The 20,953-nt window shown below is 44.8% G+C and carries 17 protein-coding genes; 5 read left to right on the top strand and 12 right to left on the bottom strand.

Annotation, left to right across the window (positions count from 1 at the left end; all coding sequences use genetic code 11):
* Window positions 1–23: 23 nt before the first annotated feature.
* From NE671_RS07100 to NE671_RS07090, 3 genes are read left to right on the top strand one after another with little or no spacing between them, the layout of a single operon-like run.
* Window positions 24–1,121 carry a DnaD domain protein gene (locus tag NE671_RS07100; RefSeq protein WP_256163814.1) on the top strand — a complete coding sequence of 366 codons (1,098 nt, stop codon included), beginning with the start codon at window positions 24–26 and terminating at the stop codon, window positions 1,119–1,121.
* 22 nt (window positions 1,122–1,143) lie between these two features.
* Window positions 1,144–2,130, top strand: coding sequence for an ATP-binding protein (locus NE671_RS07095; RefSeq protein ID WP_015525647.1), 987 nt, complete (start codon window positions 1,144–1,146; stop codon window positions 2,128–2,130).
* Window position 2,131: 1 nt separating this feature from the next.
* Window positions 2,132–3,316 (top strand): ribose-phosphate pyrophosphokinase, encoded by a 1,185-nt coding sequence (locus tag NE671_RS07090; protein ID WP_015525646.1) that lies wholly within the window; start codon window positions 2,132–2,134, stop codon window positions 3,314–3,316.
* Between the two features lie 163 nt (window positions 3,317–3,479).
* Here the strand turns inward: NE671_RS07090 and NE671_RS07085 are convergent, their stop codons facing one another.
* From NE671_RS07085 to NE671_RS07045, 9 genes are all read right to left on the bottom strand, one after another.
* Window positions 3,480–5,027, bottom strand: a complete 1,548-nt coding sequence (locus tag NE671_RS07085) for an ATP-binding protein (protein WP_092072242.1) — start codon at window positions 5,025–5,027, stop codon at window positions 3,480–3,482.
* Between the two features lie 27 nt (window positions 5,028–5,054).
* Window positions 5,055–6,116: a metallophosphoesterase family protein gene (locus NE671_RS07080; RefSeq protein WP_015525644.1), complete on the bottom strand. Its 1,062-nt coding sequence runs from the start codon at window positions 6,114–6,116 to the stop codon at window positions 5,055–5,057.
* Between the two features lie 111 nt (window positions 6,117–6,227).
* Entirely contained in the window at window positions 6,228–7,619 is a 1,392-nt protein-coding gene (gene asnS / locus NE671_RS07075; RefSeq protein WP_015525643.1) for an asparagine--tRNA ligase, read from the bottom strand.
* A gap of 203 nt (window positions 7,620–7,822) precedes the next feature.
* Entirely contained in the window at window positions 7,823–9,304 is a 1,482-nt protein-coding gene (locus tag NE671_RS07070; RefSeq protein WP_173740388.1) for an InlB B-repeat-containing protein, read from the bottom strand.
* 56 nt (window positions 9,305–9,360) lie between these two features.
* The gene (galT, locus tag NE671_RS07065) at window positions 9,361–10,851 is read right to left on the bottom strand and encodes a UDP-glucose--hexose-1-phosphate uridylyltransferase (protein ID WP_173740387.1); all 1,491 of its coding nucleotides are present in this window, start codon (window positions 10,849–10,851) and stop codon (window positions 9,361–9,363) included.
* 139 nt (window positions 10,852–10,990) lie between these two features.
* The gene (locus tag NE671_RS07060) at window positions 10,991–13,444 is read right to left on the bottom strand and encodes a hypothetical protein (protein WP_173740386.1); all 2,454 of its coding nucleotides are present in this window, start codon (window positions 13,442–13,444) and stop codon (window positions 10,991–10,993) included.
* 1 nt (window position 13,445) lies between these two features.
* Window positions 13,446–14,615 carry a class I SAM-dependent methyltransferase gene (locus NE671_RS07055; protein WP_015525637.1) on the bottom strand — a complete coding sequence of 390 codons (1,170 nt, stop codon included), beginning with the start codon at window positions 14,613–14,615 and terminating at the stop codon, window positions 13,446–13,448.
* A 113-nt stretch (window positions 14,616–14,728) separates the two neighbouring features.
* On the bottom strand, window positions 14,729–15,109 hold the full coding sequence (locus NE671_RS07050) for a hypothetical protein (RefSeq protein ID WP_015525636.1): 381 nt from the start codon (window positions 15,107–15,109) through the stop codon (window positions 14,729–14,731).
* A gap of 78 nt (window positions 15,110–15,187) precedes the next feature.
* Window positions 15,188–15,889 carry a 5'-methylthioadenosine/adenosylhomocysteine nucleosidase gene (locus tag NE671_RS07045; RefSeq protein WP_015525635.1) on the bottom strand — a complete coding sequence of 234 codons (702 nt, stop codon included), beginning with the start codon at window positions 15,887–15,889 and terminating at the stop codon, window positions 15,188–15,190.
* Between the two features lie 174 nt (window positions 15,890–16,063).
* On the opposite strand from NE671_RS07045, the gene NE671_RS07040 reads away from it, so the two are divergent.
* Window positions 16,064–16,312 (top strand): TIGR03905 family TSCPD domain-containing protein, encoded by a 249-nt coding sequence (locus NE671_RS07040; RefSeq protein WP_110102758.1) that lies wholly within the window; start codon window positions 16,064–16,066, stop codon window positions 16,310–16,312.
* A gap of 117 nt (window positions 16,313–16,429) precedes the next feature.
* On the opposite strand, the gene NE671_RS07035 is transcribed toward NE671_RS07040, so the two are convergent.
* The 3 genes from NE671_RS07035 to NE671_RS07025 form a co-directional block, all read right to left on the bottom strand.
* Window positions 16,430–18,046, bottom strand: coding sequence for an MBL fold metallo-hydrolase RNA specificity domain-containing protein (locus NE671_RS07035; protein WP_059086203.1), 1,617 nt, complete (start codon window positions 18,044–18,046; stop codon window positions 16,430–16,432).
* Window positions 18,047–18,399: 353 nt separating this feature from the next.
* Window positions 18,400–18,879: a DUF6147 family protein gene (locus NE671_RS07030; RefSeq protein WP_015525632.1), complete on the bottom strand. Its 480-nt coding sequence runs from the start codon at window positions 18,877–18,879 to the stop codon at window positions 18,400–18,402.
* 65 nt (window positions 18,880–18,944) lie between these two features.
* Window positions 18,945–19,784 carry a DUF4367 domain-containing protein gene (locus NE671_RS07025; RefSeq protein ID WP_015525631.1) on the bottom strand — a complete coding sequence of 280 codons (840 nt, stop codon included), beginning with the start codon at window positions 19,782–19,784 and terminating at the stop codon, window positions 18,945–18,947.
* A 92-nt stretch (window positions 19,785–19,876) separates the two neighbouring features.
* Between NE671_RS07025 and NE671_RS07020 the strand changes: the two genes are divergently transcribed.
* Window positions 19,877–20,944: an undecaprenyldiphospho-muramoylpentapeptide beta-N-acetylglucosaminyltransferase gene (locus tag NE671_RS07020; RefSeq protein WP_173740384.1), complete on the top strand. Its 1,068-nt coding sequence runs from the start codon at window positions 19,877–19,879 to the stop codon at window positions 20,942–20,944.
* Window positions 20,945–20,953 lie beyond the last annotated feature (9 nt).

Genomic DNA, 20,953 nt, shown 5'->3' with positions numbered 1-20,953 from the left:
TTTTAGAAAGGGAGCTGCTGATCATGAGCCTGATTTCACTTCAGAATTCCTCAGAACTGGAGGTAACGATTCTTTCCAATCGCTTTATTGACAATTTCATGCCTCGTGCCAACGGGGAGTTCGTAAAGGTATATATCTACCTTCTCCGGATGGTATCTGCCGCTCCTTCTTCTTTCAGCCTGGAGCATATGGCAGACAGCCTTTTCTGCACGGAAAGAGATATTTCCCGTGCGCTGAAATACTGGGAAGGTGAGAAACTGATCGCATTAACCTATACTGCAGATCAGAAGCTTTCCGGGATCACTTTGCTGGAACCCTTTGCGGATACCGGTCATAGAGAGAGCAGCGCTTCCGTGGATACTTTCACCGGTTCCGGCAATTCTGCTTCCGTTTCCGAGAACGCGGATCCGGGAGTCCCAAGCTCCGCTGATTACATTCTCAGTCTCACTCCTGACCGGATCAGAGAACTTAAGCAAAACGAAGAGATCAGTCAGCTTCTCTATATCACAGAGCAGTATCTGACCAAAACACTGACGCCTACAGAAATGCAGAAGATCCTTTTTTTCTATGATGAACTCCATATGTCTGCGGATCTCATCGAATATCTGGTGGAATACTGTGTTTCCAGAGGCCGCAAGAGTATGCGTTATATTGAAACTGTTGCACTCGCCTGGGCAAAAGACGGCATCACCACCGTCGAGATGGCCCGGGATGCCAGCTCCCGTTTTTCCAAGGATTATTACACGATCCTGAAGGCTATGGGGATCAGCGGCCGCAATCCTGTTGATAACGAGATCACTTACATTGATACCTGGCGCAAGACCTACGGTTTTGATCTGGAGCTGATCCAGGAAGCCTGCAGCCGTACTGTCCTTTCCACCGGACAGCCCAGTTTCCAATATGCAGATAAGATCCTCTCCGGCTGGAAAAAGAAAAACGTACATACGCTGGAGGATATCCGGCTTCTGGATGCCGCACACAAAAAACGCCAGCTTGAGAAATCCGTTTCCAGGAAGAAGCAGCCCCAGACTCAGCCTCAGAATAGCAACCGCTTCAATAATTTCCACCAGCGTGATTATGATTTTGCGGAATATGAGAAACGTCTTTTAAATAATCAGTAACAGAACCTGGAAGGAGCGCTTTATGCCTTTACAGAATTTTCAATATGATACTATAATGAGAGAATACAGCCGCCGGCAGGCACAGAACCACCGTATTCTGGAGGAGCACACAGCCGAAGCCTACGGAAAGATCCCCCGTCTGAAAGAGATCGATGACGAGGTGGCAACTTTAAGTGCTGACAAAGTCCGTCGCCTTTTAAACGGCGAAGAAAAGGGAACTTCGGATCTGAAGGCAGCCATCCAGGAGCTTTCCGATGAACGGATCACCCTTCTTGTTGCAAACGGCTTTCCCGGAGACTATCTTGAGATGCCTTACACCTGCCCTGACTGTCAGGATACCGGCTATATCGGCAGCCGAAAATGCACCTGTTTTAAAAAAGCTGAGATCGAACTGCTTTATGCACAGTCCAATCTGAATGAAATTCTCGAAAAAGAGAATTTTGACAGCTTTTCATTTGACTATTATTCTGCTACAATAAAAAACGAAGCCACGGGACTGTCTGCCCTGGAAACAGCCAGACGGGCCTATGACACTGCACAGCGCTTTGTGCAGAACTTCGACCATAAATTTGAAAACCTGTTTTTATATGGTGATACCGGTGTGGGAAAAACCTTTCTTTCACACTGCATCGCCCGAGAGCTTCTCAGATCCACCCACTGTGTCCTGTACTTTTCCGCCTACGATCTTTTTGATATGATGGCTGCGAATTCTTTTTCCCGAAAAGATACCGGCACAGACGAGGAACTGATCTATGACTGTGATCTTCTGATCATTGATGACCTGGGAACGGAGCTTACCAACAGTTTCGTATCTTCACAGCTTTTTCTCTGTCTCAATGAGCGGATCATGCGCAGGAAATCCACGATCATTTCCACGAATCTGACGCTCAAAAATTTCTCGGATACCTATTCCGAGAGAACATTTTCCCGAATTGCCAGCAACTATCAGATGATATCGTTGATCGGGAAGGACATCCGTATACAGAAAATATTTTTAGGAGGAAATTAAAATGGCACAGGTAAATACAAAAGATTTTTCCACACTCCCGGTAGGAAGACTTGGACTGATTCCCCTTCAGAGCTGCAGCTCATTAGGCGCGAAGGTGAATGACTGGCTGGTCAAATGGCGTGCCGAAAGACAGTATCCTGGAATGGACTCCTTTGCATTCGAGGGATACAAGCGCGATTCTTACATTATTGACGCCAAAACTCCACGTTTCGGCTCCGGTGAGGGTAAATGCACCATCAACGAATCTGTCCGCGGTGATGATATCTACGTAATGGTAGATGTGACAAATTACAGCTTATCCTATCCGATCGGACCTTACACGAATCTTATGTCCCCGGATGATCATTTCCAGGATATGAAGCGTGTTATCGCCGCTGTAGGCGGAAAAGCCCGCAGAGTCAACGTGATCATGCCATATCTCTATGAGAGTCGCCAGGACAAACGTGTCGGAAGAGAGTCTCTTGACTGTGCCAATGCACTTCATGAGCTGATCGATATGGGTGTTGAGAATATCATCACCTTTGATGCACATGATTCCCGTGTACAGAATGCGACTCCTCTTCATGGTTTTGAGACTGTACAGCCATCCTACCAGTTCATCAAGGCTCTTCTTAATAATGAAAAGGGACTTCATATCGACAAGGATCATTTCATGACGATCAGCCCGGACGAAGGAAGCATGAACCGTGCGATCTATCTCGCCAATGTCCTCGGTGTTGATATGGGTATGTACTATAAACGTCTGGATTACTCAAGATATGTAAACGGCCGTCATCCGATCGCAGCATATGAATTCCTCGGACCAAAGATCGAGGGCAAGGATATGATCCTGATCGATGATATGATCTCCTCCGGTGATACGATCATTAAGATCGCGTCTCTCCTGAAAGAGAAAGGAGCAGGCAGAGTTTACATCTGCTCTACCTTCGGATTCTTTACCGATGGTCTTGATAAATTTGACGATGCTTACAAGAAGGGCTACTTCGACAAGCTCCTTACTACTAACCTGGTTTATCAGTCACCGGAGCTTCTTGAGAAGCCATACTACATCAGCTGCGATATGAGCAAATATATTGCTCTGATCATTGATACGCTGAACCATGATACCTCTGTCAGCCACCTCCTGAATCCGGTAGACAGAATCAAACGCTGCGTAACAAATTACATGAGCCAGCATGAGAAATAAATAAATCATAACGCACGCAAAGCGGCTGCACCTTCTGAGAACGATATAACAGTCTCTCAGAAAGCGCAGCCGCTTTATATTTCTGTAACAGACGGATATCCATGATCCGCATCTGCTGTCTGCTTTGCTTTTGATCTTTATGCTGAAATCTTCCTGCAAAAGCTCACATAGGAAGCTTCTGATAGGGAATCCTCTCTTTATCCAGGATCTCCATTTCTCTTTTATGGCAGGTACTTATGATCACCTGTCTGTTTTCTTTATGCAGCCACCTGAGAGCCGCTGCAAGACGTTCTTCATCATACATGCCAAATACATCATCCAGGATCACAGGGAACGGTTCCTCTTTGCAGAAAAGCTCTCCTGCTGCCATACGAAGGGCAAAATAAATCTGCTCCAGTGTCCCGCGGCTCAGTCTCTCAATGGATACGATACGCTCCCCTGTGTTCACAGACATATGCAGTGCCTCATCCATCAGAACCTCCTGGTATCTGCCACCGGTGATCTCACTTAATATCTCAGATGTACGTTTTTTCAGACGGACCCCTACCTGATCCGTAATGTTTCCGGAAAGTGCCTCAATCGTCTCCATGGCCATATTCAGCGCCTGGATCTCCGTTTCCTCCGGAGTGATCACTTCTGTGTTTTCTTCACATTCCGTCAACTCTGCCTGCAGGTTCTCCAGCGCTGTATGCTTCTCTTCGTAGTCACTGTCCAGACTGTTCCGGTTCCAGGTCAGCTCCTCATGTCTGGAATGCCAGCGCTCTCTCTGACGTTCTCTCTTATTCAGCTCCCTGCTGAGCCGTATGCGAAAAAACAATGCCGCTACAGAAATCGCCGCAGTTGCCACGCCTGCCAGAACACTGAAAATAACCTGCCCGGAAAAGGCTGCCAGGCAGCCGGTACCGGCAATCCCGCCAAGCAGCACAACTGCCAGAACTGCATCTGTCAGCTCCCGCCTTCTTTTTACACGATCGATCCGAAGCTCAAGAAGATCCTCTGTACTCCGTTCTCTGGTCCCTATGTTCATCCCGTCCTGCTGCTGCATGATCCGATCACGCTTCTCATCCAGTTCACGGATCTCTCTGCGGATATATTCCATGTTTGCGGAAATCTTTTCTTTTTCCTTTTCCAGCTCCTTTTTTCGCCGAGCCGCTTCTGTCAGATATCCTTTTCTGGACATTTTCAGCATCTGCATGGCTCGTCCCATGTCAATGGAACTGTCACCGGTTCCCTGATAGCTGGCCATGTAATTCTGCAGTTCACGTACGAGATCTTTTCCTGTAACGCTTTTCAGCTGTGCCACAGACACCGTATTATCATAAACTGCCTCACTTACATTTCCCAGAATAGTCCCAAGAGCTCCCTGTTCCGCATCCACAAGGCTGCCATCATCTTCACAGAGAAGCTCTCCCAGCTTCTTTTCTTTATAAAAATTCCTGGTTAGACGATACTTCTTCCCCTTGCTTGTGAACCACATGATCCCACCATATTCTGCCGGATTTTCCCACGGTTCATATTTTGTATATGTATCGTTCAGAGCAGCCTTTCCTCGCAGTCTGCGAACGCCGTAAAACATGGAGCGGATAAATGTATGTGTGGTAGTTTTTCCACTCTCATTTTCACCGTAAAGTACGTTGATCCCAGGTGAAAGTTCCATATCCTTGTCCCGGATCTTCCCGAAATTTTTTATTTTTAAACGTCTGATAACCATCTTATGCTATCCTCCTGTGCTGCCCCTTTATCGCCGGCTGCCTGTCTCAAGCAATGCCTGAAGCCCATAATACAGCGCCTTTTTTTCCACGGTATCCATACCCTTTTTGGCCAGAAAATAGCCGATATAATCACCGATCAGAGTACCGCTGTAGCGTTTGTAGAGCTCACCAAGATCATACGCCGGCCAGGATTCATCCACAACATCGGTAACATTTCCAAGACTTTTCAGTTTCTCAGGGATCAGAAGAAGATCCGGCGAACGCATTCCCTGAAGAACGATCCTGTAGATATTCCTTCCTCCTCTGCGGAAAATCTGGGATTTTACCGCTTCTTCCAGAGATATCTGTGTAGTTTCCTCGTGAAGTGTCATTACCAGCTGCTGATAGGAACGACAGGCAAAGGGAACGAACTCTGTACGGATCCTTCCGTTGATCAGTCGTCCCTCCATATATCCATGTTCCCCTGTATCATTCCTGTCAATGGGCTCCAGAGCCCCGGAAAAGGCCGCCTGGTCACGGATCAGGATCTGCGGCTTGTGGATATGCCCTAACGCCACATAATCGAAGCCTGACGCCGCCAGAGCTGCTGCACTGAGAGGAATATGCTTCTCATCGCCGCCATGGGCCAGCAGAATATGGATTCCTTCTTTCTGGACAGGGACAGCCTGATCATAAAGTCCGTCTTTTATTTCCCGGTCATAGTAACTCAGTCCATATACATAGACATCAAGCCTGGGATCTTTAACACAGGTCAGTTCCCTGCTTCTGAAAAATATAACATTGGAATTCCACTCAAACGTATTATAAAAAGAATCTCTGCTTATAAAATCATGATTTCCTGCCATCAGATACACTCTGGTATCTGGGATGGTGGAAAACAGATAATTTACTTCCTTAAGCTCTCTCATAAGAGGCTGGCGGTGGAACAGATCTCCGGATATAAATAGCAAATCCACCGGATCTTCGCGGATGCCCGCAATAACCCGGCGGAAAGTGCTCCAGATTTCTTCCTCCCGCTCTTTGCTCCACGGGCAGCCCCTGTCGGGAACCGCGCCCAGATGCACGTCTGCAAGATGAATAAATCTCATAATGTTCTCCCTTGTGTGTCAGTCACACATATCAATACCTGTTGCCAATTTCTCCCTGCTGTTCTCTGATCTCAGGAGCACAGAACGTCCTGCTGTGCAAAAGTGTTCTGATCAAAGATCGCAGTTCTTTACAGTTCTCGGGAATGGGATCACGTCACGGATGTTGCCCATACCTGTAAGGTACATGACACATCTCTCAAATCCAAGACCAAAGCCGGAATGACGTGTGGAACCATATTTACGAAGATCCAGATAGAAATCGTAATCCTCCGGTTTCAGACCCAGCTCATCCATACGTGTTTTCAGCTTGTCGTAGTCATCCTCTCTCTGGCTTCCTCCGATGATCTCTCCGATTCCCGGCACCAGACAGTCCATAGCCGCAACTGTCTTTCCATCCTCGTTGAGTTTCATGTAGAATGCCTTGATCTCCTTCGGATAATCTGTAACAAATACCGGTCTCTTGTAGACCTGCTCTGTCAGATAGCGCTCATGCTCTGTCTGAAGATCACATCCCCAGAATACCTTGTAATCAAATTTGTCATTGTTCTTCTCAAGGATCTCAACAGCCTCTGTATAGGTCACATGTGCAAATTCAGAATTAAGCACATGGTTCAGTCTGTCAAGAAGCCCCTTGTCAATGAAGGAATTGAAGAAGTTCATTTCCTCCGGTGCATTCTCAAAGACATAACGGATCACGTATTTCAGCATAGCCTCTGCAAGCTCCATAGCGTCCTGAAGGTCTGCAAACGCACATTCAGGCTCGATCATCCAGAACTCAGCTGCATGACGGGTAGTGTTGGAATTCTCAGCACGGAAGGTCGGTCCGAATGTGTAGATATTGCGGAATGCCTGTGCATAAGTCTCTCCGTTCAGCTGTCCGCTTACGGTAAGGTTTGTCTCCTTTCCGAAGAAATCCTGTGAATAATCAACACTTCCATCCTCTGTCAGCGGAATATTCTTCGGATCCAGTGTTGTTACCTGGAACATCTCTCCTGCACCTTCACAGTCACTTCCTGTGATCAGCGGTGTATGCACATAGACAAAGCCTCTCTCCTGGAAAAATTTATGGATCGCATATGCACAGAGAGAACGTACACGAAATACAGCCTGAAAAGTATTTGTTCTCGGTCTTAAATGTGTCATAGTCCTTAAGTATTCAAGACTGTGTCTCTTCTTCTGAAGTGGATAATCCGGTGCGGAAGCTCCCTCTACAGATATCTCTGTTGCCTGGATCTCAAATGGCTGCTTCGCCTGAGGGGTAGCTACCAGCGTTCCCTTAACAATGATGGCCGCTCCAACGTTCAGCTTGGAAACCTCTGCGAAATTCTCCATGTTATCGTGATATACGATCTGAAGAGTTTCAAAAAAGCTTCCATCATGAAGTACGATGAATCCAAACGCCTTGGAATCACGAACACTTCGTACCCATCCACCTACGGTGATCTCTTTGTCGAGATACTGTTCACGGTTTCTGTAAATCTCTTTCACTGTTGTCAGTTTCATAATCTATACCTCATTCCTCATATTCAGGATCACACGTCCCTGCGGACCTCCAAACGTCCGTATCGAATTAAGTATAGACTATTCTCATGGTTCGTGCAAGGAGTAATTGCCCTGTCGGACAGAAAAATAGCGGGCCGCCGAACAGAAAAATCCCGCCTGGCGGAATGTCTCCGGCAGACGGGATTTTTCTGTCTGTTATACCATTAATAATAAGATGCGTTGATACTTCCTGTGTTGAGATAAGTAATGCAGTAATAGTAGATCCTCTTGAATGTCTTTGTTGTGTAGTGAAGTCCGTCATCACTGTCAGCGTCTGTGCCATTGTAGGAAGCATTGGTCCCGTAGCCTTTTTTCATAAGTACGCTGTACATATCGATGTACTTGTAATCCAGAGAAAGACCGGAACGGATCTTGCTGTTGAATTCTCTTACCTGTGCCTCTGTACGGGCGCCTCTTCCTGCTTTTGTGATCATGGTACTGTTGATCGGGTTTACAGACATGTAAAAGAGCTTACAGTTCTTACTTTTCAATGTGGATGCGATACTGGTCATATAGCTGACATAATTGCCTGCATTTCCCAGGTCATTGACACCCAGATTAAAGATAACGGCGATTGGTTTGAAACCTTCTGTTTTGTCGATCTCTTCTATAAGCTGTGCATATCCTGTATCCCGGAACCAGCTCAAGCCCTTTCCTGGGTTTGCAACAAAAGAAACCCCATTTGTTACAGAACTGCTCATCTGTTTTTTCAGTGTCGCCTGTATTCCTGCAGTACGGGAATCTCCCACAAAAATGACCTTACTGTACATCATACCGATCGCCGGATGAGCCATCTCATCGGAACTGATTTCCTTCTCCAGTGCACGGTTAAATACCGTCGCATACAGATTGGTGTTTTTGCTGATCCGCAGAAGTTCACCGGCTTCATAATCCGGATCTGTGGAAGAACCGGTCCGTCTGGTCTTAGACCAGCCCATAAACGTATAACCTGTCGCATTGGATACAGATGGGAGCTTAAGGTAACCGCCCTTTCCAAGTGTTACTGTCTTCCATACGGTTCCGTTTGCCTTGCGGAGATTTACTTTTACTGACTGCATCTGTACGGAATAGTATCTGATATTACCGGAGATTTTAATCTTCGTTCCTACTTTTTTTGCAGTAGATGCCTTGCCGTTCTTTGCTGTTGACCAGCCAAGATTTACATATCCCGATCTGGATGGAACTGCAGGCAATGTGTAATATGTACCCTCTTCTACTTTTTTCTGCAGCTTCTTATATGCGGAATTGGTGCTTCCATTTCCAAGATAGAAGTTTACGGTATAGTATCTGCTCTTTCTGCGGACCGCATACAGAGTCATATCTTTTCTGACCTTTACGCTGGCACCTGCTTTATATACTACCTTACTGCTCCCCTTCCGTGTGGTCCATCCGAGATTCTGATATCCCACAGCCTTGGGTACTGCCGGAAGCCGGATCGTAGTATTTAATGTCACGTTCCGTGTCAGTGCGGTATACGTCTTACTTTTGCTGGTCCCTGAATTATTATTGAACTTAACGGTATAAACAAGCTTCGCCGCCGACACCTTATGCGATGCAGCCGGCACAAAGATCAGTGCAGCTGCCACAAGTGCCAGCAAAAGCCATTTTATCCGAAAGGCCTTTCCGGTTTTTTCTCTGTTTTTCATATAAACAAACTCCTCCTGAAATACATATCCATCCCCGGGTGCCTCCGTACTTTTTTTTACAGAGTATTGATAAATCTCATAAATGCATCCCTGCCCTCTGGTGTGCATTTATAAACACCGGCATCCTCCAGTACATGAACAAATACATTGCCCACTTCCCTGCGAAGGACTTCCTGGATATTATCTTTATCAAGTTTCTCATATTTTGGTAGAAATTCTGCAACCCATGCAGCATGTTTCTCGATTTTCTCATTGGAAGCGATGTCCCTGCCGCTTAAAATGTATTCTTCAAGAAGCTCCAGCTCTTCTTTCAGACGTGCCGGAAGAACAGCGAGTCCCATAACTTCGATAAGACCGATATTCTCTTTCTTGATATGATGATAGCATGCATGCGGATGATAAACCCCCAGCGGATGCTCCTCTGTTGTGATATTGTTACGTAATGTCAGATCCAGTTCAAAGGTATCTCCCACTTTACGTGCGATCGGTGTGATGGTGTTATGCGGCTCTCCGTCTGTTTCTGCAAAGATAAATGCAGCCTCATCCGTATATCCTCTCCAGCCTGCCAGTACATGTGTTGCCAGATCGATCAGTCTCGTCTCGTCTTTGCTGCGGATACGCAGTACGGAAAGAGGCCATTTTACAATGCCGGCTTCCACATCTTCATATCCCGGGATCGTCACATGCTTTTCAATCTCTGCCTTCGCCATGGCAAAGGTATAATGCCCGCCCTGGAAATGATCGTGGCTGAGGATAGAACCTCCTACGATTGGAAGATCCGCATTGGAGCCAAGGAAATAATGTGGGAACAGCTTTACAAAATCAAACAGCTTGATAAATGTATTTCTCTCGATCTTCATCGGAGTATGCTGACTGTTAAATACGATACAATGTTCATTGTAGTAAACATATGGAGAGTACTGGAAGCCCCATGGACTGTCATTGATGGTGATCGGGATGATCCTGTGGTTCTCCCTTGCCGGATGATTGACTCTTCCTGCATAGCCTTCATTTTCCGGACAAAGCAGACATTTTGGATAGCTGCTGGATTTTACCAGCTTGGCAGCTGCGATAGCCTTTGGGTCTTTTTCCGGCTTGGACAGGTTGATCGTGATATCGATCTTGCCATATTCGCTGTCTACTGTCCATTTCTGATCTTTTTTTACGCGATAACGTCTGATATAGTTACTGTCCTGACTCAGCTTATAAAAATAATCTGTAGCTTTTTCCGGATCTTCTTTATAAGCATCCCAGAATTCTCTCTGCACCTGGGCAGGACGCGGCATCAGACAGTTCATCAGTTTTGTATCAAAGAGATCTCTGTACACAATACTGTCCTCGATGATGCCCCTCTTTACAGCCTCATCAAGAAGTTCGTTCAGAGTCTCCTCAAGATTGATTTTAGCATACTCTATCTCCGGTTCTGTATATTCGCTTTCCCCAAAGACATCCAGAAGAAGATTGGTTGCATAAATTCTTTCGCATTCTGGAGTAATACCACTCTCCACCCCATACTGTACCAGTTTTTTAATACTTTCACTTAACATTGATTTTTCCCCTTTCCTGTCGCGCTTTTCCCGGAAAACAGGAACTTTTTTCCTGTTTTCCGATTTATGCCAAACGGGAACTCCCGTCTTGCCATCCTGCTGTAACCCCATGGCCTTCATCCGGCCTGCTCTGTAAGCATCACTCTATGACGTTTTCTATATAGGTGAGAAATACATTTCCGGCACTCTCAAACAGCGCTGTACTGTCATTCATTCCATACGGGCTGATCTGCCCTGTTGCCGGATCATAAAGATAGGTATTATATTCATCATAGCCTACGATCACCACACTGGAATTTTCTCCTGTCTTGGCGATCACCGGTCTCTGGGCACTGACCTCATAAAGAACATTGTCAAGAGTGCAGCCGGTCAGATCGATCACCGTTCCCATATCACCAAGGCTATCCTGAAGTTCTTTTTTCTTCCAGTTGGCTGTACGTATACTTTCCGGTACATCCTCTATATTCATCTGGAGCTTTGTTTTTTTGTTTCCACGTTCCCAGACATACTGCTGCGCACGGTTAAGTACCACTCCAGTCTGCGCATCCGCGCGTTTCACAGCTGCAGCCGGATCGGTATAGATACGGTCAAGAGAACCATATGCATAAACATAATAAAGTTCTCCCTGTGGAACGGTAGTATCCAATGTTACCGATGAGTCTTCAGTACTCTCGATCTTGGAACAAACAAGCAGCGGACTGTCTGTCTCCGGTTTCTGAGTCATGGTCAGGCGGATCAGCGTTCCTGCACGGTTTGTAGTGATCAATGCTACATCTATCTGGCTTCCGGATGCTTTTTTGTTATTCATGATATTGTCCTTTTTCTGGACTGTATAAGCATTCCCCGATTTTGCAGAAAGTTCAAACTCCATCATGGTACTGCCAACCGTTACGTTGGTGATATAAAGGCCATCCTGACGATACTCTTTTTTCACCTTTCCTTTAAAGCTTTCAATGCGGAATGTACTGATTCCCTCTGTTTCATGTCCGTTGGCATCCGTAAGAATGTCTTCATCGGAAAGGATCCCATATACCAGATCTTCATTCATAAATCCCAGAGCTCTCAGATTTTTTCCGCTTTCCGGCGAAATATCTCTTGTTTTCAGAGAATCAAATTCAATTTCCCGGATCTTCCCTGCATCATCTCCGGATTCGATCAGCCATGCTGCATGTGCCTTGGTATCTGACACAACAAAATGGTTCTGTTTGATCCCTTCTTCCAGAACCTGTGAGGTTCCTGTCTCAATATCTACCTGATACAGCTTCTGTGCAAACAGCAGAAACAGCTGATTGTTTTTGTTTACATAAGTGAGTGTTCCAAGATCTTCCTTCAGGAACTCGTAGGATTCTGTACTTGGTATGAATACTTTTTCTTCTACCACATTACGGTCGCTGTTGTAGTGATAAACACAGACACCGCTGTATCCCTCGTGAACACCACGGTTCATGTAACCGTACAATACAAAGTCCACATCCCCGTTATCTGCCACTCGGATGATCTTGATATCATGTTCGTTGCGTACATATCTGGAATCGTTATCTTCCTCTTTGCGGAAGCTGAAGATCCTTGTGATCTTTCCGCTGGACGGTGCATAAGACCAGAGATCCCCATCCTGCTCAAAAGCAACGATCTTTCCACTGCTGTCTGAAGCATAGGTGACATTCTTGTCACGGACACCCAGAAGCAGGCCTGCATCGGAAACTACCTGCTGAGACGGATCAAATACCTTCGTTGCAGAACGTTTAAAATCCAGCAGCATGATCCTTGTTTCTGTATAACGCATACGGTAAAATTCCGTAACATCATAAATTTCGGTTTTACCCTCATCATCCTGTGCGGAAACCTGATAATCCAGCGTGATACTTGCAGTCGTTTCATTGATATCATCGATCAGCGGAACGCCTTCCATGTAGAGCTTCGGAGAAAGGGATCCCCAGCTGATATTGGAAAGTCCGGAACTGATGGAAATATTATTGTAATTCGTTCCGCCGGAAATATCCTCCGCTTCCAGATATCCGGTCAGCGTATCTGCCTGTTCCTTGTCCAGACACTTTGTGGAAAAATCCTTGACAAACTGAAGATACGCTTCTGTATTCAACTGGGTTCTGGAAACCACTCTTGTATAGTAGTAAACTTCCCCCTCACTGGTATCCAGCGTGATCTGCATGGAATACTCCTGGTTCATGCGAAGGTCACTGCCGATCTCAATCTCTGTACTTAAACAGCCGTTGTCCTCTTTCGTGAGATTCTTGATCTTACGGTTCTCCATAACCTTGCTTCCATCTGAAGTCCGTACCTCATAAGCAAGCCCTGTTACTGTATCAGCATATGGGTTGATCTCAAACGACACTTTTTTGGTCGTATCCAGCGGAGTAATACTTCCTCTCATGAAATCGGTCTGCATCTGCTGTCTGTATCCATACATCTTATTTGCCTGGGTACTTCCGATCTTTACCATAACCTCCGGAAGTGTGGCATCGTTCATATCTGAGCGGTTATCTGTAGACTGACTGTTCATCAGAAATGAGGTCCCGGCTACTACTGCCACAAAGATCACCAGCAGTATCACTCCCTTACGTAGGATCTTCATCATGTCATTCTCCCTTCTGTGAGGCTGACTCTTCCGGATAAAGAAGCCTGTCCAGGGTAGGAGCCACATGAAGAGCCTTCATGGTATCCGAAAAACTGTCCCTGCTCTTTTTCTTTCCGGTTTTTACTGCGCGGATCAGAATATTCTTTGGTGTATGTTCCATATCGATAAATTCAAGAAGCTGGGTTTCATATCCTTTGCTTTCCAGAAGCTCGGCACGAAGACCATCTGTGATCAGAGCTGCCATTCTTTCCTTCAGGATCCCATAACGCATAACAGGCTGGAGCATTTCGTTTCGGATCTGACGATTCAGTTCATGCTGACAGCATGGAACAGACAGGATCACCTGAGCCCCCCATTCCACTGCCTTGGCCAGAGCGAAATCTGTTGCTGTATCGCAGGCATGAAGTGTCACCACCATGTCCACAGAAGAAACGCCTTCGTACCCTGCAATATCTCCCTGGTAAAAATGCAGCTTGTCATAACCATAAGATCTGGCCAATTCACTGCAATGCCGTATCACATCTTCCTTAAGATCCAGCCCTATGATGTTTACATCAAAACCCTCCAGTTCTCTGAGATAATAATACATAGCAAAAGTAAGATAGGATTTTCCGCAGCCAAAATCCAGGATTGTGATCTCTCTGTCTTTAGGAAGCTTCGGAAGGATATCCCTGATAAACTCCAGAAAACGATTGATCTGTCTGAACTTGTCATATCTGGAAGCAACGATCTTTCCATCCTTTGTCATAACTCCCAGATCCACCAGAAACGGAGCTGCCGTTCCCTCTCTGAGAATGTACTGTTTCACCCGGTTATGAGGAGCGATCTTTATCTTCTCATTCTGTGCAGGCCCGTGTTGTTTTGTTTTGATGGTTGCTTTCCCTTTCTTGCTGATAAGGATACTTCCATCCTGACTGCGTCCGGTTGCCTGAAGCTGACGAAATTCCTCCATGGCATGCTCCAGATAAGCGATCATCTCTTCCCTGGTAAAATTCTTATGATAAACCTTCGTCCCTTCTGTCATGGACGCCTGGTAAAAAATCTGACCCTTCAGCTCCACAGGACGAAGCTTCACCTTGGAAGGTCCCTCGCCAGTCCTGCGGCCACTGACAACAGCCTGTATCAGCTGTTCATTAATCTGTTCTTCTAAAAATTCCCTTATTGTTTTCATCATACTTCCATTATATTCACTTTTTGTTTTATTGTATATGGACAGATGTTGTGCGAACCAGTTTTGGTCGCTTCTGCCAGTATCACTGTATCGTTCATGGGTAAACCGCCATTTTAATACTCAGTGCGGAAACATTTTCTGCACCTTTTCCTCCTGCATCTTCGTCTGGAAATCTCCTGATACACCAGCACTTCGATCAGATCATCCAGGAACCCTCCTGGAATCTCCTGTACACTGGTATCTCCTTCCATCTGTCCTTTCACCTGGTGACAGATGTGATAGAGCATGAAACGATCCGGATATTCATCATACAGCCGGCTTCCCTCATAATCCAAAAGCTGACACTGTGCTTCCGCTTTTTCCTGGATCCTTCGGGCTGTATCCGGATAGTATGATCTCATCAGATCAAATTCCTTTTCCTGTTCTCTCTCTTCATTATAAAAACCAGGACTTCCCTGTGTAGCATAAAACGGATAAAAATCTGGATAGATCATAACTCTTCTGCTGTCCTCTCTCTGCTATCTCTTACAGTATATGCAGAAGAAAAATGACGGTTCCCTCCAAAGTTCCGATCAGGCCATCCGTTTCAGCATTCCCTGGGTCAGACGTACGCTGTGCTCAATTGCAAGCTTTTCAAAAGCCGGATAATCCATGTTTGCACTATTATCTGCTTTATCTGAGATAGCACGGATGATCAGGAATGGAATCCCGTTAAGAGCTGCTGCCTGTCCGATCGCTGCGCCCTCCATCTCAACAGCATAGGCGCTGAATTCCTTTACAATATTATCTTTTACACCCTGATCACATACAAACTGATCTCCGGAAGCAATTCTTCCTTCAAAAACCCTGATCTCCGGATTTACTTCCTCGCATACATCATGTGCGATCTTACGAAGGCACTCATCTGCCTGGAAGGAAAACTCTTTCATCTGCGGGATCTGTCCCTTCGGATATCCGAATCCGGTTGCATCCATATCATGATGAAGAACATCTGTGGAAAGTACGATATCTCCAATATTGATATCATTGTTAAGGCTTCCTGCGATACCGGTATTGATCACCGCTTCCACCTGAAAGAGATCTGCCAGGATCTGGGTGCACATGCCGGCATTTACCTTACCGATCCCGGACTGTACCACAACTACCTTCTTTCCTTCCAGAACACCCTCATAAAAATCCATTCCGGCTCTGGTAGTAATGGATACATTCTCCATAACCTCTTTCAGTCTTGCTACTTCCTGTTCCATTGCTCCTATGATTCCAACACATTTCATGATCTGTAAATCCTCTCTTTCAATATGATATCCCGCTGAATTTCACAGTTTTTTTCGTTCAGCAGTATCTTTTTCTTTTTCTACATTGTTCATTATAACAAATTTTATTTTTTATGGAAACTTTTTTTGAGAGATGCTATAATCGATAAATAAACAGAACAGGAGGTAACCAGAATGGTTTATAAGACAAAAGGCGTCTGTGCTCAAGGAATTGAGTTCGAGATCGACGATAATAAAAAAGTTCACAATATCAAGTTTACAGGCGGATGTTCCGGAAACACACAGGGTGTTGCACAGCTTGCAGAGGGAATGGATGCAAATGAAGTGATCTCCCGTCTGGAAGGCATCCGCTGCGGATTCAAACCAACTTCATGTCCGGATCAGCTTGCAAAAGCCATCCGCCAGGCATTGAACGAAGGCTGATCTCACATAATCTTATTTTGTATATCGTATTTATCATCACCCTGCGAAAAATTTCCGCAGGGTGATTTTAGAATGATCTGACAAAATAATTGTTTCAATGTTATCTTTGTTATCCGGTTAAATGTCCGTTCTATCCCACTTGTCACACAGTGACTGGATATCTCTTGCAAAACGATCCAGATCTTTATTGGGGCAACCTTCATTCTTCCGGATCACGGACATCAGGCGACGTCCCATAGCCAGCAGCTTCTCATATGCACGGGCAGCCTTGGTTGTTTTCGGCGAAGCAGTTGCCTTTACGATCCGAACACCGACAGCCTCATGGATACACCGGTTCTCCAGAAGATCATATTCAGTTCCACTAAAGGGTGCTGTTGCATCATACCCAAGCTCTTCTTTAAGCCTCTGGGCAAAAATCTCCGTCACCGTATCATCACCATGCGTAACAAATACGTGTTTTGGTCTCGTCTCAAAGGCTTTCGCCCATTCTATAAGTCCGTTTACATCAGCATGACCGCTGATTCCCGGCATTTTGCATATTTCAGCAGCTACCTGCACAGTCTCACCAAACAACTTCATCTCCACAGCACCTTCCAATAATGCCCGTCCCGGAGTTCCGATAGCCTGGTATCCAACAAAAAGAATGGTATTTCTGGGATTCCACAGATTGTGTTTCAGATGATGTTTGATACGACCAGCATCACACATACCGCTGGCGGAAATGATCACCTTGCAGTCCTCATCAAAATTGATAGCTCTGGAATCATCGGTAGTAACGGAGGTCTTCAATCCCTGGAAGGATAACGGATTGATACCTTTATTCAAAAGATCCATTGCTTCCTCATCATAGCAGGTATATGCATTCTCACTGAAGATCGTAGTTGCCTCATTGGCAAGGGGACTGTCTACATATACCGTAAAACCATCATGGCCGTGAACCAGTCCCTGTTCTTTGATCTGTCGGATAAAATACAGCATTTCCTGAGTACGGCCTACTGCAAAGGACGGGATTACCAAACTGCCGCCTCTGTCAAAGGTCCTCTGGATGATCTCTGCCAGTATTGCCGGATAATCCGGACGTTCTCCATGACTGCGGTCTCCGTAGGTAGATTCCATCACAACATAATCTGCCTCTCGGATATATACCGGATCCCTGATCAGCGGCTGATTGATATTTCCGATATCGCCGGAAAAAACGATCTTTTCTGTTTTGTCCTCTTCCGTCATCCAGACTTCAATACTGCTGGAGCCAAGAAGATGTCCTGCATCCACAAATCTTACTTCGATTCCCTCTGCCGGTTTGATGATCTTATCATATGGGCATCTGACGAAGTTCCGGAGCACACCCATGGCATCTTCCATCGTGTATGCAGGAATAAATTCCGGTTTTCCTTCTCTCCGCCCCTTTCGGTTTCTCCACTCAGCCTCGAACATCTGGATATGTGCGCTGTCACGAAGCATGATATCGCAGAGATTACAAGTTGCCTCTGTCGCATAGATCGGCCCCTGATAGCCTTTTGCATACAAGGCCGGAAGATTTCCGGAATGATCCATGTGTGCATGTGTCAGAAGCACAAAATCCAGATCACCCGGAGCCACCGGAAGCTCCTTATTTTCATAATAATCCGGTCCCTGCTCCATTCCATAATCCACCAGAAACTTCCGTCCTGCCGCTTCCAGATAATAACAGCTTCCAGTCACCTCATGCGTAGCACCGATAAATGTTATCTTCATGCACAAGCCCCCTTTTCCGTCCCACGTTCTGAAATTTCCATATCAAAAAAGCCTGAAGGATCTCTCTGTGATATCCGATCGTCCAGAAACGCTGTGATATACAATTCCAAGAAGAAATAATCGACTTTTTGTTTATTAACGGTTTGTTATTGTATTTATTATACACGAAATATATGTTTTTTGACAGTCTTTTTGTGAAAAATGTTTCTTTTTTTAAGGGGATTTTTTTAGATTTTTTGATATTATTCAGAATTTTTAGACATTCCCCAGCGAAGGTAATGTAAAGTTTACTGGATTTTTTATTTTTTTTGGGGGAGTGGCATCGCTGGGGGGTGTGTTATTTTGTTGATTTATTATTTTACAAGAATACCATTGGTTAAGGTTGTGGTTGATTCTTTACTGCCATCTTTAGCTGCGTGATAGCCTCGTACACGGTAGTAATAACCCTTTGGTACGATTACCGTAAGATCTTTAACTAAATTACTTGCGTTTGATGCTGTAAAACTCCAGCTTTTATATGTAGAATATGTTCCATTTACCTTTCTTTCCAAGTAAACATCCAAATAAACTTTACTGCATACATGATGGCACTGAGTTATTCCAGAGATTCCAACTTTATTACTTGCCATCTTTTTTATCGTTGTTGTTCCAAAACTTAAGTTATTGCCTCTAAGAACACTGTAAGTCGTATCCTCTGCATAATCTCCATCCGTATCTGTTTCCACTGAAAAATCATCTGATAAGCCTTCTGCCATTGCAGGAACTACAAATAATATACTGCAGCAACATGCCAAAAACAACATGCTTATTATTCTTTTCATTTTCTCTTTCATATAATGCCTTTCTCCTTTAAACTTTCATTACATTATATATACGATGAAAAAAAAACATTATCTCGTCAAAATTTTATATTTTTGATTAATTTTATAAACTCCTTTTCTTCCATTTGGGATTCTATTTGATAAAATTCTGTGGAATTATTCCAATATGCAACATAACTGGCTTTCTTATCTCCTTTAGCCATTATTCTTTTCACCTGAATGCTCGCTTCTCCCTCCGGTAATTTGATTGTTTCTATTTCTTTTCCATCTAAACTCGCACCAGTACTTTTGGTTTCCTTATCATATTTATTAATATATAATGTCATAATTGTGTCATTATAATCATACTGCAATAAAGCATATTCAAAATCTTTACTTATATTGTAATCTTTGAATTCAAGTCCCTCAGGCCGATATAAAAAGCGTGGAATATCAACACTTAACTCTTTTTCTATATCATCAATTGCCTTTTGCTCATCTTCACATTCTTTCTCATTCGTTCTATCATTATCTACCACAATCTTCGTATCATGTCCAACCCAATACCTCACAGAATCAATAAAATACCTCCTGTTCGCCTGGCTGGTCATGCTTGCGGCGAAGATACCGGCTGAGCATACAAGTACTGCTGCCGCTACGCGAGCTGCTTTATGACTTTTCTTTTCGGGCAGATAAACGATTTTTACATTCTCTTTATGATCATCAGTTTTAATACTGTCAGTTTCGTCTTCTTTGTAAACACCATCTGCTTTCAGTTTTTCTACAAGCCTCTGATAAGCAGCCTTTGCCTCCTCTTCTGTTTCTCCATCATCAGGAATCACTCCATCTGGAAACAGGATTTTTTCCATCTCTTCGGTTTCTTTTTCATATTCTTCTGCCAACCATTTTTTCAGTTCGGCATCCCTGAAATTTTCCATTATTTTTCTCCTGTAATCCTATCTTTCCTTGACAATTCCTCCGTTAGAGTTCATATTTAATGATAGTATATGACTATTCAGGAGGAATCCAAATGAAACACATCGTACTTACCGGCGGTGGTACTGCCGGACATGTAACTCCAAATATTGCCCTGATTCCAAAGCTCAGGGAGCTTGGTTATAAGATTTCCTACATCGGTTCCTACGAAGGAATCGAAAAAAAACTGATCGAAGAACTTGGAATCCCATATTATGGAATCTCATCCGGAAAACTGAGACGTTACTTCGATCTCAAAAACTTCTCTGACCCGTTTCGTGTACTGAAGGGATTCAGCCAGGCCAGAAAGATTCTGAAAGAGCTGAAACCGGACGTTGTTTTTTCTAAAGGCGGTTTCGTTACGGTTCCCGTTGTAATCGCGGCCAAACGTTTAAAAATCCCCGCATTGATCCACGAGTCCGACATGACTCCAGGTCTTGCCAATAAACTCTGTCTCTCTTCTGCATCTAGAATCTGCTGTAATTTTCCTGAGACAGTCGCCAATCTTCCTGCTGACAAAGCAGTTCTTACAGGAACTCCGATCCGCCAGGAACTTCTTTCCGGAAATGCGGAAAACGGTCGTAAATTCTGTGGTTTCACTGCTGACAAACCGATACTTATGGTTATCGGTGGTAGTCTGGGAGCTGCTTCTGTCAATGATAATGTCCGCAAGATCCTACCTGAACTTCTGAAGGAATTCCAGGTTGTTCATCTCTGCGGAAAGGGAAAAACCGATGAATCTCTCAACGGTACTGCCGGATACGTCCAGTATGAATATATCCAGGACGAGCTTCCGGATCTGTTTGCCATGGCTGATATCGTGATCTCCCGCGCAGGCGCTAACGCAATCTGTGAGATCCGCGAACTTCATAAGCCAAATCTTCTGATCCCGCTTTCTGCCAAAGCCAGTCGTGGTGACCAGATCCTTAACGCTCGATCCTTCGAACGCCAGGGCTTCAGTAAAGTGCTGGAAGAAGAGGAGATTACAGAAGAAAAGCTTCTGGAAACCATCCGCCAGCTCTATACCGATCATCAGAAATATACAGATGCTATGGCAGGAAACGGCCAGGTAGATTCCATCAGTAAGATCACTGATCTTATTGAAGAATGCGCCAGAGCCTGACTATATTTC

Source organism: Blautia sp. DFI.9.10 (genome assembly GCF_024461705.1).
Classification (GTDB): domain Bacteria; phylum Bacillota; class Clostridia; order Lachnospirales; family Lachnospiraceae; genus Blautia_A; species Blautia_A fusiformis.
The sequence above is the reverse complement of the archived record's forward strand: the minus strand, read 5'-3'. Positions and strand labels throughout refer to the sequence as shown.

Bases quoted from the DNA above. Each gene is read 5' to 3' on its own strand.
- NE671_RS07090 (WP_015525646.1), top strand. From the start codon at position 2,132: ATGGCACAGGTAAATACAAAAGATTTTTCCACACTCCCGGTAGGAAGA.
- NE671_RS07055 (WP_015525637.1), bottom strand. From the start codon at position 14,615: ATGAAAACAATAAGGGAATTTTTAGAAGAACAGATTAATGAACAGCTG.
- NE671_RS07035 (WP_059086203.1), bottom strand. From the start codon at position 18,046: ATGAAGATAACATTTATCGGTGCTACGCATGAGGTGACTGGAAGCTGT.
- NE671_RS07025 (WP_015525631.1), bottom strand. From the start codon at position 19,784: ATGGAAAATTTCAGGGATGCCGAACTGAAAAAATGGTTGGCAGAAGAA.
- NE671_RS07020 (WP_173740384.1), top strand. From the start codon at position 19,877: ATGAAACACATCGTACTTACCGGCGGTGGTACTGCCGGACATGTAACT.
- asnS (WP_015525643.1), bottom strand. From the start codon at position 7,619: ATGAAACTGACAACAGTGAAAGAGATTTACAGAAACCGTGAACAGTAT.
- NE671_RS07080 (WP_015525644.1), bottom strand. From the start codon at position 6,116: ATGAGATTTATTCATCTTGCAGACGTGCATCTGGGCGCGGTTCCCGAC.
- NE671_RS07050 (WP_015525636.1), bottom strand. From the start codon at position 15,109: ATGATCTATCCAGATTTTTATCCGTTTTATGCTACACAGGGAAGTCCT.
- NE671_RS07060 (WP_173740386.1), bottom strand. From the start codon at position 13,444: ATGATGAAGATCCTACGTAAGGGAGTGATACTGCTGGTGATCTTTGTG.
- NE671_RS07085 (WP_092072242.1), bottom strand. From the start codon at position 5,027: ATGGTTATCAGACGTTTAAAAATAAAAAATTTCGGGAAGATCCGGGAC.
- NE671_RS07100 (WP_256163814.1), top strand. From the start codon at position 24: ATGAGCCTGATTTCACTTCAGAATTCCTCAGAACTGGAGGTAACGATT.
- NE671_RS07045 (WP_015525635.1), bottom strand. From the start codon at position 15,889: ATGAAATGTGTTGGAATCATAGGAGCAATGGAACAGGAAGTAGCAAGA.
- galT (WP_173740387.1), bottom strand. From the start codon at position 10,851: ATGTTAAGTGAAAGTATTAAAAAACTGGTACAGTATGGGGTGGAGAGT.
- NE671_RS07095 (WP_015525647.1), top strand. From the start codon at position 1,144: ATGCCTTTACAGAATTTTCAATATGATACTATAATGAGAGAATACAGC.
- NE671_RS07030 (WP_015525632.1), bottom strand. From the start codon at position 18,879: ATGAAAGAGAAAATGAAAAGAATAATAAGCATGTTGTTTTTGGCATGT.
- NE671_RS07040 (WP_110102758.1), top strand. From the start codon at position 16,064: ATGGTTTATAAGACAAAAGGCGTCTGTGCTCAAGGAATTGAGTTCGAG.
- NE671_RS07070 (WP_173740388.1), bottom strand. From the start codon at position 9,304: ATGAAAAACAGAGAAAAAACCGGAAAGGCCTTTCGGATAAAATGGCTT.